Here is a 13,762-nt window from a genome sequence, read left to right on the forward strand (position 1 = left end):
CCCGGCACACGCCTGGAGGTACCTATGAACATCCGCGACTGGCTCACCTACCGCTTCCTCCCCTGCACCCAAAAAGACCGCGACGCCGCCCGCAGCTTCCTCGCCGCCGGCCGCCGCCAGGCTATATCCGGCCTGAGCCCCCTCTGCGCCCGCCACCCTGCCCTGCGGCTCCTCGCCGACGGCCCCCGCCATCTCAAAGAAGCCTGCGACTACCACTACACCGTCGCCTTCGCCGTCATCGGCCTCCTCGGCGCCAACATGTACTTCCCCGAGCACAAACGCCGCCCCACCACCGAAGCCATCAAAAGCGAGTTAGAGAGCTGGCGGCGCGAATCCTACGGCAATGACGCCCACCACCTCCTCAGCAAACTCAACATCACCGCCGCCAGCGCCGAAGCCATCGTTGCCGCCTGGCTCCTCGAACAGACCGCCCGCAAAGCCGGCGACAGCGCCGCCGCCGAAAAAATCCGCGCCCTCAAAAACGACGAAAAACTCCTCGCCGCCCTCGGCGCCGACATCGTCGCCCACGCCGGCGAAGCCGTCGTCGCCTGCTTCCTCGAAGACAAAAACAAATGCTGACACGATAAAAGCCCCGGCGAATAACCCGCCGGGGCTTCGGTATCCGCATAGCATGCACGAGGGGCTGATCACCGGAGACTTCTGCTGTAACGGCGTCTTTTTCGCCCTATGCCTCATGGGCCTGCGCATCGATCCCCCCAACGCATAAATCGCCTGCCAAAAAGCCCCGTCCGGCGTCCGTAGCGCCTGACGGGGCTTTGTTTGTCGCCTGAGGTTCTACCCGATGCCGATCATGATCGCCAGCCCGATTGCCACTATCCCGGCGAAGATACAGCCCTCCACATACTGGCTGTGGTACTTCTTCACGCACACCACCGAAAAGATACCGGCCACAACCGCGACCGCCAGAAGAGCAATCTGAATCATCGTCGTCGTTTCCACCTTCTTACCCTCCCCTGTCGCCGTTGGCAAACCCGGCAGCGCCTCATATTCCGTACACGTATTGTACCACGAAAGCTCCCTGCCGCACACCCCTCCGCTCATCGGCCTGCGGCAGCGCCTGATCCTCTCCTACCACACCCGCCTGACCATGACCGACGCGTTCCAGTAGCGGCTGTGGCTGCCCATCTCGCCGCCCACCCGGCCGCTTATCGTCCAGACAGGGCCCATGCGCCCCTCCGCCTCCAGGCCCCAGGTCAAAAACTCCCTGTCCTGCCGGCTGCCGCCGATCTTCAGCTTCTCTCCGGGATTGCCGCTATACGCCACCGTCATCTCCGGATTATAGCCGCCGAAAATCTTCTTATAGCCCACATTGAAAGTATAATATCCCTTGTCCAGGGAACGCTTCAGCTCCAGGCCGATTTCCCCCGCGCTATAAGTATTCGTCAGGCCGTCCGCCTCCTGGTTATACACGCCCGCGCCGCTCTCGCCATAGCTATTCTGGCTGTAGCGGGTCACCTCCAGGCCGGCGTAAGGGCTCAGCTGCCAAGCCGTCTCCTTCCCGTGCTGCAGATTATACTTCGCCTCGATGCCCAAACTCAGCGTATTGCTGTTATAGCGGCTGTCCGCCGTCAGCCCCAGCTGCTGCAAATAGCGGGTCGCCGCGTTGTTCTGCTGCCCGTAGGCGAGAAACGTCTGCAAATCGAAAGCATCCTTGCTATAGCCGCCGTACACCCCCAGCCGGTAATCGTAAATCTTGCTTCTCGCCGCCGAAGACGTAACATCGCTCTTCTCATAAGCGAACAGCCAGCCCGTCCGCCAGTGCGCCGCGCTCTTCCAGTCCCGCCCCACCGTCATCCCGAAGCTCTGCGATTTCAGCTCCGGAATCTCCGCGTAAGCGTTCAAAGCGCCGCCATTGCGGCTCAGCTTCATCCACCAGCTGTTCTGCGCGTCAAGCTGTAGCGGAATAACCGTCTTCACCGTCAAATCGCTCGCGGCAAAACCGGGTATCGGAATCTCCACCGCGACATTATAGCTTTGCTTGGCCTGGCTCAGTCGCGCCGACAGAGCGCCGCCCATCATCGTGCTGCGCTGAATCATCGCCGCCTGGTTCAGCTGAGCCCCGCCGTAAATCTCCGTCAGCGCCGTCCCCGCGGCCGCGGCGTCCAAACTGAACAACGCGTCCATCTGCCGCTGCGCCGCCGTCCCGGCAAGCGCGTCATACATATCGCTCATCTGCGTATACGTACCCTGCTGCCGCTGGCTGGGCGAAACGACATTATTCTCGCGCGTCAGACTCATCGATGCCGTCGCGCCGTCATGCGAACCCGCAGCGCTCAGCATCCCCGTAAACGCCGACGAAACAAAATTGCCGCTGATACCGCCGCCGGCCGTCAGCACCGTATAAACGCCGTCCGGGCGATAAACGCTGCCGGACACCGCCTTAAAACTCGAGCCCTCGACATTGGCCGTGCCGGTCACCGCGACCTTGCCGGCGACATTATTCGCCACCGCCACCGCGAACTGGCCGCTGCTCACCAGATTGCCGCCCACCCGCAGCGTCCCCGGCGCGCCGTAGCTGCCGGCCCGCACCACCGATAAGTTATTCAGATTGCCCGTTATCGTCCCGGCCCCGGCGATCGTCCCGTCCGCCACACTATAAGCGTCCCCGGCCACCGAGCCGTCGATCTGCAAAACCCCGCCGGCCGCCACGCTGCTGCCCTGGTACGTATTAGCGCCCGTCAGCGCCAGCGTACCGGCCCCCTCCTTATAAAGCCCCACCGGCAAATCCTGCAGGCCGCTGGCCGCCGCCTTGGCGTTATACTCGTCGATATAATCCTGTCCCTGAGTAAAACCGTTGATCACATCGCCCTGCTTATAATAAGCGTAAATATTGCGCAAATCCTCATAAGCGCTGCCCGCCGCCAGCAGACCGACGCGCTTCTCGGCGATATTATTGCTCCACACGCTGTCATACCCCTGCGTATTGATCTTATACAGCGCCTGGTTTCTTCCGTAAGCCGTCGCCGGGCTGTAGCTGCTCGCCTCCAGCCGCCGGGCGTTCAGCAGCGCCGGCCCCTTCACCGCCTTGCCCGCGTCCAGCAGGCCTTGCCCGAAAACCATCTCCCGCGGCGTATTGCCATAAACATTCTGCGTCACCGCCAGAAACTGATCGACCGTCGTCAGCCCGTATTGACTGCTAAGAAACGCGCTGTTCGCGCTGTAATACGCCCGCAAATCGTTCTCGATCTCCGCCGCCATGGCCGGCTTGGCGCCGAAATAAAACAAATTGACTTTGGAAACAATCTTCGTATCCGGATTGATCACCTTGGGATTGAGGTAATCTTCCTGCAGCGTAAGGGTAAATTTCGGCAGCGTAAAACTATTGTTGGCCGTCGACAGCACCGTATCCACGATCTGGCGGCCGGTCATATAAGGAAACGCCTGCTGCACCAGGCCCGCCCCGGCGGTAACGTAAGGCGCCGCCATCGAAGTCCCCGACATCAGCACATAGCCGCCGTTGCCGGCATTGGCCGAATTAATATTCCACCCCGGCGCGGAAATACTGTTCTCCTCCACATACTTGCTCAAATCGCTGAATATCGCCACCGCGTTCGTCCCCGCCGAAGCGGCGTTAGCGGTAAAAGCGCCGCTGTTCAAAGCGATCACGTTGATAAAATTGCCCGCCGTATCCGAATACATATACGGCAGCAGCGATACGGCGCCCGGTGTCGTATGGCCGGCATTGCTCGCCGAAAAAACCAGTACCTTGTCGTAACTGACGATGCTCTCCCGCAAAATAGCATAATCGTCAGACCTGTTATTAAAAAACGTCAGGAAGCTGTTTTTGCCTTCGGCGATCGAATCTATATAAAAACCCACACCCCAGCTATTGTTGATTACCCGCACGCTGGCATTCCGGTTAAACCCGTCATACGAGGATTCAGTAGTCTGAAAGTTTCCCGACAAAAGATTCGCGTCGAAAGCCAAGCCATGCATCCCCGCGTTATTCTTGACGGCGGCCATGATACCGGCCACATGCGTGCCATGATTGTTCTCAACCCAGTCGTAGCCTTGCGGAGGACCGCCGACATACACCAAATAACTCTTGCCCGCAAACTCCGCATGATAAAACTGCACATAATCGTCGCAAACGCCCAGCGTAATCCCCCGGCCCGTATACCCCAGCGCATACGCATTCGCCGCGTTTATCAGCGTCAGGCCCGTGCTCGCGTTATACTCCGGCGTCTTAAAAGACTCCGCATCCGCGCCCCACGCGCTCTGGCCGCCCCAGCCCGTCAAAAGCCACACGCACACAAAAACCTTTAACCAATACCTAAAATACCTTTTCAGTCCCATCCGCAAACCTCCCGCCGGCTCAAGCGCAATCGCCGCCAGCCCATTCCTCGTTTTTCCTATTTTGGTGTTTTTCGACACAAAATGCATTTATCCCGCCAATCTATTACCAAATTGTTTATTTTCCGCCATAAAATCAGCCCGGCCGCTCTATCTGAACAGCCGGGCATTTGCCTGATTAATTTATTCCGTTCCCCGCAGGGCCGCAAACTCCGGCTCCGATGCTCCATGCGAACGCGCCGTAAGCTCGCGCCGCGCTCCCGCGAACACCGTCGTCAACTGACATCCGTGTCAGTAGACTCCTCGCTCGGCCGTCCATGGCCTCGCGTGTGGCGGCGCTGCTCTGCTTCGCCAACGGCGCGTATTCGCCCTCCACAAAGTCGCCGTCCGTCTGCGCCCCTGCGGAAAATATGCCAAATTGCGTTACAATGTGTCCACTGTTCAATGTTTTGAGCAATAGTATATATAAACAGGCTTATGCACCACTTTTACTTATTTTCTTCTAGTCACTTGTCCCCTAAACTTAGTTCCCTGTCTATCGCCGTCCCTCTATCGAAGTCTTGAAAATATGTAAGCGGACGGGAAAAACGCCAGCTTACATTTTACTTATTTGCTTTTGTGTACTTAATAATGATACTATTTCCCACTATTAAACTCGACTACTTTTTCCCACAGAATTTGTCCTTCTTCATTACAAAAATCCTTGATAAATGCTGCTGTAAAGCGGTTAACTGCTGTGTCCCATGCAACTTTATACTCTAAAGCATGTTGTTGCGGTTTATTTTTCATTAATCGAATGATTTTTAAATAGAAGTCTGGGTCGCCTGTTAACTCTGTCCAAAATGCCTGCCCTGCGAGTTCTCTAAAATCGGCTGCAGCAGCTGAACCCTCTTTTTGCTTCTTCTTGCCATAGCTATAACCAACAACGGGATCAAATAGCTTTTGAAGTTTAAGCAAGCGGGCCTTAAGTTTTTTAAATTCGTCAACTTGTCGGCGTCTACTCTGAGCATTAAATACCGAAGGCCCAGATTTCACTGCAACTGCCATATATTTTATGTCTGTCTCGATGGCCACATCCACGCCTTCAGATGGAGAAACAACACCGCCACTTACAGACTTAGCTAAAGGCTCAAAAAAAGCGTCACCAAAAATACCCTCATCTGATGATGAAGTGTATGCGAGTAGCATTCCCTCCACTATCTCAGAGGCCTTATTAACGCCGACCGCTCGATAAAGATATGGATTTTTTCGCTTTAACGCCTTATTTAAATCCAGTCCATTTAATCCAGAAATACGGCGAGAATAGAAGTTATCTAATAAATTCTCAATAATTATTTCAAGTTCAACCGGATTAATCACCAACAACCAGCCCCCCAAACAAATCAGAATGAACAGATGTACCTCTAAAACGTTTTACCTTCGATAAAGTAGCACCTGTTGCGGTTGCTACTATCGCTTCACCAATTGCTTTACCCAATCCAATTGGTACTGCATTTCCAATTTGCCTATAGCAGTCTGTGATACTTCCGGCAATTTCCCAATCATCAGGAAATTGTTGAATCCTAGCGTATTCTCTCACAGAAAGAGGCCGGTCATGAACCGGATGACATAACATAGTTGCTTTTTGGACAGGACTAGTAATTAAAGTTGGCGAAGGTTGATTATAGTCCAATCTACGATAAAAGCCAACTTTGCCTCCTCCAGAATTGAAGGCTCCTCCCATTGCTTCTGACCTAACATCTTCTGGTAAGCTACGCCAGTTCCCACCAGGTGGTACTAGTCGTAAATAGCTTAATCGGTCTTTTGAAAAGGAACCGCACACTCCGGCGGAGTTTTCTAAATCACCAATTGCTTCAAAAAGAGTCCTCCATCTATAAGCTCGGTTTTGGTGCATTGGGAAATGCGTGGGCACGGGAAGAAATATGTCTTCATGGTCACGTGAGCCGATTATTATTAATCGCTCCCGAAATTGGGGAACGCCATAGTGAACTGCATCGAGAATCCCATAAGTAACCTTATAGCCCAATTCGGCAAACTCATTCTTAATAACATTAAAGACGGAACCCGGCAACTCTTCCTCGCAAGTCGGCTTACTTCCGTTCCTAATTGGTTGTAGTGCCGCTGATAGTATTCCCTTAACATTCTCCATTACAAAAAATCGTGGGCGAACCTTTCTCACTGCATAGCAAAATTCGCGAAATAAACTACCACGCGGGTCGGCAATTGCAAGTCTCTTGCCAGCCGTACTAAAGGGTTGGCAGGGGGGGCCACCTACAACTAAAAACGCTTCTCCGGGTAATAAATCAGCTTTTCGCATAAGAAAAGAACACTCAGGATCATACGCGATAAGCTTGCGAATATCTCCTGGAACAAAATTTCGACCGTTAATTTGCATTGTCTTGCAGCAAAATGGGTCAAAGTCAGTAGATACACGCACATTTAGACCCGCTGCTTCAAGTCCAAGATCCAATCCCATAGCACCACTAAAAAGAGAAATAACAGGAAATAGATTCATTATTATTCATCCTTATTTAGAGAATTATCTCATATACACTACTTCAAAAGCCCATGCAAACACACGTTCCGTATTTTGGTTGCTTTCTCCTGCTTGAAACTTAGTTATATTTGATATTTCGCCAATTTGTGGTTTTGTCCTTTCTCTTGCAATGAAAAATACTAGATATAGATAACCCACTTTCATCAAATAATGTATTGGTTTCTATAAGAGTGAAACAGCAATTCTGCCTATGTGTTGGGAAAACAAAAAGTACACTCCGTCTGACTCTCGTTACCGACGCCAACGGCGGCAGATACAAGGGGACGGTTCTTTTGTATCATCGCCAGCACCACCACTCCAGAACCGCTGGCACCCTTCCCCCGCACGGCAAACCCCTGGCCTCCCGGCCGGGAGTTCTCATCCTCTACCCCTTCTCTCTCATTTTTCAGGCGTTTCTCTGCCCTTTCTCCGGCGCTTCCCTGCCATTCTTCCGCCGCTTCTCCGTCATCTGTCTGTCATTTCTCTGCCCACGCTGAAAAGCCCCCCGACGGGAGCGCCGGGGGGCCAGCAAAGTCTATTTTCATGTATCACACGTAACGGGAAGCGTTTTGGTACGCGTTGATCGCGGTAATCGTCTGATAATCGGCGGTCGCGGTTGTCTGGGCATTCGCCGCGCTTCCGTTCAGACTGCTGCCGCTGCTGCTGCCGGTGATCTTGCCGCATTGGCCGCACCCCGTGCATTCGGCGTTGCCCTGCGGGCATGTGCCGCCGGCTGCTGCGCTGCTCCCCCCGCCTTGCGCCGCCGCGCTCTGCGCCGCCCCGGACAGTTCCAGTATCGCCGCTGCGCCCGCGCTGGCGCCTATCCGCGTTGCGCCGCCGCCCGTGCTGTTGGCGGCGGAATTATTGCTCTGCTGCTGCGTCTGCTCCTGCGAGATCCAACTACAGCCGGAAATGGCCGCTATGCTCATCTTCATCCTCCTACGGCATAACTCATTCTCATTATCGCAAAAGATTATTGGATTTCCATTAAAAATTGCCTTTTCCCCCGCAAAAAAGACAATTTTTTCCGTATGTCACGGTGAAGGGCTTGTTCTGTCGCCAGGGCTCGTTTATTTGGAGGGCGCGCAGGCGCGCGACCGGCTATTAGCGAATTAACGATAATAGCGCATTTATTCTCGGGAGGGCATCATATGTCGAAATTCGAGTTCCGCGGTTCGGGGTTGGGCTATTTCTGGCTGTTCGTCTGGACATCCCTCGTCAGCATCGTCACCTTCGGCCTCTTCTTCCCGTGGGCCTATTCCGCCCAGCAGCGGTGGATCGCCGCCAACACCTACGTCGGCGGCCGGCAACAGGCGTTCGTCGGCAGCGGCCTCGGCCTGCTCGGTCACTGGCTGCTCATCATGGTCCTTACCTTCATAACCTTCGGCCTCTACACGCCCTGGGCCTACTGCCGCCTCAAGCGCTGGGAGGTCGACAACACCGTCTTCGCCGACGAACTGCGCGGCGAATAAAGCCAAAAAGCGGAGACGCCGCAATACCCGGCGCCTCCGCTATCTAACCCAAACCCCGGCCGTGGACAATGCGTCTTTGCGCGCGTTCGTCACTGCCGGGGCTTGAGGGTCGCCGCGCCCTCGCCGAGCGGCGGTCTCAGTTCCGCGTCCCGGCCGTATTCCCGCCCCGCCACGGCGGCGCTGCGGCCGGCGATGCTCTCGATCGCCATGGCCGCCCGCTGGGCGCACCGCCCGTCGCTGTAGGCGAAAATATCCGCTACCAGCCGCAGGTAATATTCGCTCGGCTGCCAGCCGCCCGCCAGCAGTTCGGCGATTTTCTCTTCCAGCTCGCCCGGCGTGGCCGCCCGGCAGGTTATATCCCACCACCGGGGGTCGGTCGCGTTCTCGCGCAGCGTCCCGTCGCTGACGCCGTAGGCGATCACCGGCCGCTTGAGCTGGGCGTATTCGAAGATGCTATTGCTGAAATCGCTGATCAGCAGGTCGGCGATATACTGGCAGGGGGTCGGGTCGGCGTCCTCGCAGAATATGACGTTGGGCAGGCTGCGGTACAGGACGCGCCACTCCTCGGGGGAGTGGTCGTGCAGCTTGGCGATCACATTGTATTTTTCGCCCAGCAGGCTGAGCTCCCTGTATAATACCGGCGCGGTGCTGGCGCTCCCCCAGGTGGGCGTGTAGAGCAGCGTCTTTCTCCCCGGATCGGCGCCCAGCCTGCGGCAGATATCTTCCTTCGCCAGGCGTCCGGAAAAAAAGCCGTCCGTCTTGGGGTACCCCACAACCCGGACATTTCCCTTGCCCTCCGCCCTGAGCCGTTCGGCCGCATAGCGGCCCGGCGCCAGGTAATGCATCTCTTTTGCGCCCTTGGCGTAATAATAGTTTTTTGTCCCCACCCCGTGATATATCTGGATCTTCTTAATGCTCCCGACCGGGTACCTGTTTTGGTTGTAATCGGCAAAAATCACCGCGTCCGGGTACAGTCTGTCGGTAAAGTGGGCGATGCCGCGCGCCTTCAGATACTGAGAGGTCTTTTCGTTGCCGGCCACGATGCGGACATCGGGCAGGCAGCGGTGGATATTCGCGAACATCACATAGTGGATGGGCAGCAGCAGAAAGAAAACCGTGCCGTCCGTTTCGCCGCGCCACTTTTTCCAGCGCCAGACAAGTACGTACGGAAAAACATTGGTGATCTGCATCCACAGTCGCTTGATTTCTCTCGCAAACTTGCCTGCCAGCATTCTGCCGCCCTCCTTTTCCATATTTTACCATATATTGTTTTTATTGGAAATATTTTACAAAAAAATAAGCCGCCGGGCTTTTCCCGGTCGGCTTTTTCTTATAGCGCTGTCCGCACAAACAAAAAACCACAGTCATTAGTCTGCTGTGGCAGGGAAAAGAGGCTCATTTGGCGAATTTATGTTTGTTATGTAAATTTAATTTACATATTATAGGAGGCAAAAATGTTTGAAACACTCACCGACTTAGCAAACAAGATAATAGCCGGCGGCTTCAGAACGCGCCTTGCTGTTTACATAGTAAGTATGGCGTTAGGCATCATAATAATTAAGCTGGTTTTTTACAGACTGCTCAAAATAGTCGCCACTAAGACCGACATCCCTTACTCCCTCCTGCGGCAGACCTTCAGAGGGCTCCCCACGCTGCTCGGCATGCTCATCGGCCTGTACGTCTCAATGGAAATCCTCACCATTCCGCCGCGGGCGCTGCTGTTTCTCCAAAAGGCGCTCAATTCCCTTGTCATCATGTCCCTGACCCTTCTGGTCGCGCGCCTCGCTTCCGGCTATCTCAAGCAAAAGTTCGGCAAAACCTCCGCCTTCGCGTCCACCTCCATCCTCGTCACGACGATCGACCTCGCCGTTTACGCCATCGGCATCCTGTTCCTGCTCCAGTCCTTCGGAGTCTCGATCTCGCCGCTGCTCACCGCCATGGGCGTCGGCGGCCTCGCCGCGGCCCTGGCCCTGCAGGACACCCTCGCGAATCTCTTCTCCGGCATCAACATCCTCGTGGCCAAACAGATCAAAATCGGCGACTTCGTCAAACTGTCCACCGGCGAAGAAGGTCAGGTGGTCGATATGAACTGGCGCAACACCACCATTAAAACCGGCGCCGAAAACATGATCGTCATCCCCAACCAGAAATTCGCCTCGACCACCATCACCAATTACGCCCAGCCGTTCGCCGAATGCTCCGTCGCCATCCCCATCGGCGTCAGCTACGAAAGCGACCTCGATCATGTGGAACGGGTCACCGTCGCCGTCGCCAGGGAAATCCTCCAGGGCACGGCAGGCGGCGTCGGCAGCTTCGACCCGGTCGTCCGCTACGTCGGTTTCGCCGAATCCAGCATCACCTTCAACGTCATCCTGCGGGTAAAAAGCGTAACCGACCAGCACCTCGTCCGCCACGAATTCCTCAAAAGCCTCCACACCCGCTACCAGCAGGAAGGGATAAAGATCCCCTTCCCGACCACCACCGTCAACTTCGAGCAGGCGCAGCGCCTTGAAGACACCCGCCTGCGGCACCTGCCCGGCGCCTGATAACAGCCGCCGCGCGTCAGCGCTGCTTGGGCTGTTTCGGCTGCCTGGGCGCCGCCTTCAGCACCACTTTATCTTCCTCGCACGCCACCTTCAGCGAAAAATCGACGATACCCTGCTTATAGAGGTTCAGCTTCAGCGTCAACAGCGCCTTGCCGACGTCCTCCTGCAACTCGGGGGTGAAAAACTCCGCCCAGGCCGGCTTGGGCGCCTCTTTTTTGGCCGCCGGCCTCGCGGCCGGCGCACTCTCCGTGCCGTCGCTCAAATGCTCGAAGCTGACTTGCTCCGGCATATTGCCGACCATCTCGGAATCCTGCCGGTTCTTCGGTATCTTGACCATTACTGACGCACTCCTTAGAAAATATAATCTCGGTTCCCTTCACAGCAGCACGATCGTTATCCCCGCGTTGCCGCGCTCGAAATCGCGGTCGCGGTTAAGGTCGGGATAAGTGTCGAGTATCTTGCGGGCGCCGGCGTCGAAAATGCTCCAGTTCTCCCCCGCCACCGCCTCCTTGATCTCGCCCCGCCGCTTGCGGTCCGCCAGAGCCGCGCGGATGCCGACCCTCAGCTTGCCGCCCACGCCCGAGGAGCCGTAGCCGTGGATTATCTTGACCGCCTTCGCCCCCTGGGCACGGGCCCGGATGAGCTCCCCGCCCAGCCGGTGGGCCGCCTGCTCGACCGACGGCATGCCGAGCTCCAGATTGATGATTACCATCTTCGTAGCCATGCTGTTTTGTGCGCCCGCTTTAAAGCAGCTTCTCCTATTCCTCGTAGATCATCTTCACCGTCATACCGCCGTCGACAACCAAATTGGCGCCCGTGATAAAGCCCGCGTCCGGGGAAACGAGGAACAGGCAGGCGGCGGCGATATCCTCCGGCCGCCCCACCCTGCCGGCGGGATGCTGCCCGTGGTCGACGGCGCGCAGGGCCGCCGGCCGGCGCGCCCGGTTTTTCTTCAGCATGCTGGTGTCGATCCAGCCGGGGCTGACGGCGTTCACTCTGATGCGCCGCGCCCCCAGGGTGACGGCCAGCGAGCGGGTCAGAGCCAGCAGCCCGCCCTTGGCCGCGTCGTAGGCGTGCCAGTCCGGCTCGGACATGAGGCCGCGGGTGGAGGCGATATTGACGATCGCCGCCCCCGCCGCGAGCAGCGGCAGGGCGTACTTCACGACGACGTACGGCCCGCGCAGGTTGACGGCGATCACCGCGTCCCAGGCGGCCAGCGGCGCGTCGAGCGGCGTCGCGCCCGATATGCCGGCGTTGTTGATAAGCGCGCCCAGGCTGACGCCGCGGGCGGCGAGGTCTTCGCAGGCAGCAACCACCGCCTGCTCGTCGCTCACATCGACGCTGTAAAGCAGACAGTCGCCCCCGGCGGCGGCAATCTCCGCCCGCGCCTCCTCCCCGGCCTCGCCGTCGCGTTCGAAAATCGCGACGCCCCAGCCCCGGCCGGCGAACGCCAGCGCAACCGCCCGGCCGATCCCCTGCCCCCCGCCGGTGACGAGGACGTATTGCCTATTGTCGGTCATTATTTCTTCCTCGCAATCCAGCCGCCAAAATTACTGCCGCAAGGCTTCGAGCGCCGCGACCAGCACATCCGGGCTGCCGAACGCCCCCGCCTTGGTGACGACCCTCAGGCCGTCGCGGCGACCGCCCTGCAGCTCGCCCAGCGGAACGCCGGTCGCCACCTCGCGGATCACCTTGAGGCCGGTCGCCCCAAGGGCGGCGCACACCGCCACGGCGATATCGCCGCCGGTCAGCACCAGCCCGCCGAGCGACGCGTCCTCGGCCAGCCGTGCGCCCATCTCCCCCAGGCCGGCGGCGATGAGGTCGCCGGCCTGCTGGCCGTCCAGGCCGAGCTGCCTGGCCTCCTGACGGGTAGCGGTCACGACGTCCTCGCTGTAGCCTGACGCCAGCACGGCGTTTTTCCCGTCCCGGATAGCGGCCTCAGCGGCGGCGCAGCAGCGTTCGATCTCGGTTTTCCGCCCGCCCGCCGTCAGCAGGGCGGCGGGGCTGACCATGATATACGCGACGTCGGGCCGCTCGCTGAGCTTGGCGACCTGGCTGCGGGTGACATTGGAAACGCTGCCGGCGATGACCGCGACCGGGGCGGCACGCTTCGCGCCGCTCAGACCGAGGGCGGCGGGCAGATACTCGGCCAGGCCGGCCGACCCCACCCACAGCGTCCCGCGGCCGCCGGCCGCGATAGCCGCGGCCAGCTCCCGCAGCTGTTCGTCCCGCCAGGCATCGCAGACAACGACCTCCACCCCTTCCCCGGCCAGCCGCGCCAGCTCGGCGGCGATGCTCGCCGACTCGGCGAGCATCGCCTTCAGCCCCAGATGCCCGATCTTGCGCTTGGTCTGGGTCGCCAGCAGCGCCGGGATATAGGACTCCTTGACAGGCATCTTGGGGTCGCGGGCGATCTCGCTGGCTTCAATGGGCACGCCGTTCAGAAGGTGCAGCCCGCCGACCGTTATCCGTCCGTTCTTGGGGAAGGCCGGCGCCACCACCGCCAGCTTCAGGCCGCACTCGTCCATGATGGCGTCGAGCTGCGGTCCGAGGTTGCCGCGGAGGGTGGAGTCGATCTTCATATAGACGATGTCGACGCCGCCGGACTTCACCCGCCGCGCGGCTTCGGCCGCCTTGGCGTAAGCCTCGCCGGGCGGGAGGGCGCGGCTGTTGGTATCGATGACGACAACGTCGGAAGCCGCGCCGCTGCTGAATTGGCGGGCTCCCAGGATGACGACGGTGGCCAGGCCCTGCTTGGCGAACTGGACGCCGGTGTCGTTGGCGCCGGTGAGGTCGTCGGCGATTATCGCGATCTTGGTCATGGTTTCACCCCTCTGACATTTTCGTACATTAGCATACATTTTCTCTGGCATTTTCTCTGACAAAACTATCTA

General features: G+C 58.0%; 14 protein-coding genes. 4 read left to right on the plus strand and 10 right to left on the minus strand.

Going from position 1 to position 13,762, the window contains the following annotated elements; translation table 11 throughout:
• Positions 1 to 24: 24 nt before the first annotated feature.
• The gene (locus RIN56_08395) at positions 25 to 579 is read left to right on the plus strand and encodes a hypothetical protein (protein ID MDR7866827.1); all 555 of its coding nucleotides are present in this window, start codon (positions 25 to 27) and stop codon (positions 577 to 579) included.
• 216 nt (positions 580 to 795) lie between these two features.
• On the opposite strand, the gene RIN56_08400 is transcribed toward RIN56_08395, so the two are convergent.
• The 5 genes from RIN56_08400 to RIN56_08420 all read right to left on the minus strand — a co-directional run bounded on the left by RIN56_08400 (position 796) and on the right by RIN56_08420 (position 7,779).
• Positions 796 to 960: a hypothetical protein gene (locus RIN56_08400; GenBank protein MDR7866828.1), complete on the minus strand. Its 165-nt coding sequence runs from the start codon at positions 958 to 960 to the stop codon at positions 796 to 798.
• A gap of 129 nt (positions 961 to 1,089) precedes the next feature.
• On the minus strand, positions 1,090 to 4,317 hold the full coding sequence (locus RIN56_08405) for a S8 family serine peptidase (GenBank protein ID MDR7866829.1): 3,228 nt from the start codon (positions 4,315 to 4,317) through the stop codon (positions 1,090 to 1,092).
• 633 nt (positions 4,318 to 4,950) lie between these two features.
• The gene (locus RIN56_08410) at positions 4,951 to 5,673 is read right to left on the minus strand and encodes a PmeII family type II restriction endonuclease (protein MDR7866830.1); all 723 of its coding nucleotides are present in this window, start codon (positions 5,671 to 5,673) and stop codon (positions 4,951 to 4,953) included.
• Entirely contained in the window at positions 5,666 to 6,829 is a 1,164-nt protein-coding gene (locus RIN56_08415; GenBank protein ID MDR7866831.1) for a DNA cytosine methyltransferase, read from the minus strand. The genes RIN56_08410 and RIN56_08415 overlap by 8 nt, the downstream gene beginning before the upstream one ends.
• A 569-nt stretch (positions 6,830 to 7,398) precedes the next feature.
• Complete coding sequence (locus RIN56_08420; protein ID MDR7866832.1) at positions 7,399 to 7,779, minus strand: hypothetical protein; 381 nt, start codon at positions 7,777 to 7,779, stop codon at positions 7,399 to 7,401.
• Here RIN56_08420 and RIN56_08425 point away from each other — a divergent pair.
• Both RIN56_08425 and RIN56_08430 read left to right on the plus strand, forming a co-directional pair.
• On the plus strand, positions 7,772 to 7,966 hold the full coding sequence (locus RIN56_08425; protein MDR7866833.1) for a hypothetical protein: 195 nt from the start codon (positions 7,772 to 7,774) through the stop codon (positions 7,964 to 7,966). The genes RIN56_08420 and RIN56_08425 overlap by 8 nt on opposite strands.
• A 35-nt stretch (positions 7,967 to 8,001) precedes the next feature.
• Entirely contained in the window at positions 8,002 to 8,322 is a 321-nt protein-coding gene (locus RIN56_08430; protein MDR7866834.1) for a DUF898 family protein, read from the plus strand.
• Between the two features lie 89 nt (positions 8,323 to 8,411).
• Here the strand turns inward: RIN56_08430 and RIN56_08435 are convergent, their stop codons facing one another.
• On the minus strand, positions 8,412 to 9,554 hold the full coding sequence (locus RIN56_08435; protein ID MDR7866835.1) for a CDP-glycerol glycerophosphotransferase family protein: 1,143 nt from the start codon (positions 9,552 to 9,554) through the stop codon (positions 8,412 to 8,414).
• A gap of 222 nt (positions 9,555 to 9,776) precedes the next feature.
• On the opposite strand from RIN56_08435, the gene RIN56_08440 reads away from it, so the two are divergent.
• Positions 9,777 to 10,868, plus strand: a complete 1,092-nt coding sequence (locus RIN56_08440) for a mechanosensitive ion channel family protein (protein ID MDR7866836.1) — start codon at positions 9,777 to 9,779, stop codon at positions 10,866 to 10,868.
• Between the two features lie 16 nt (positions 10,869 to 10,884).
• Here the strand turns inward: RIN56_08440 and RIN56_08445 are convergent, their stop codons facing one another.
• From RIN56_08445 to RIN56_08460, 4 genes are read right to left on the minus strand one after another with little or no spacing between them, the layout of a single operon-like run.
• Positions 10,885 to 11,205, minus strand: a complete 321-nt coding sequence (locus tag RIN56_08445; GenBank protein MDR7866837.1) for a hypothetical protein — start codon at positions 11,203 to 11,205, stop codon at positions 10,885 to 10,887.
• Positions 11,206 to 11,244: 39 nt separating this feature from the next.
• The gene (locus RIN56_08450) at positions 11,245 to 11,592 is read right to left on the minus strand and encodes a Smr/MutS family protein (protein MDR7866838.1); all 348 of its coding nucleotides are present in this window, start codon (positions 11,590 to 11,592) and stop codon (positions 11,245 to 11,247) included.
• A gap of 34 nt (positions 11,593 to 11,626) precedes the next feature.
• Positions 11,627 to 12,388 carry an SDR family oxidoreductase gene (locus RIN56_08455; GenBank protein ID MDR7866839.1) on the minus strand — a complete coding sequence of 254 codons (762 nt, stop codon included), beginning with the start codon at positions 12,386 to 12,388 and terminating at the stop codon, positions 11,627 to 11,629.
• Positions 12,389 to 12,418: 30 nt separating this feature from the next.
• Positions 12,419 to 13,690 carry a four-carbon acid sugar kinase family protein gene (locus RIN56_08460; protein ID MDR7866840.1) on the minus strand — a complete coding sequence of 424 codons (1,272 nt, stop codon included), beginning with the start codon at positions 13,688 to 13,690 and terminating at the stop codon, positions 12,419 to 12,421.
• Positions 13,691 to 13,762: the final 72 nt, after the last annotated feature.

The organism is Sporomusaceae bacterium, from assembly GCA_031460455.1.
Classification (GTDB): domain Bacteria; phylum Bacillota; class Negativicutes; order Sporomusales; family UBA7701; genus Anaeroselena.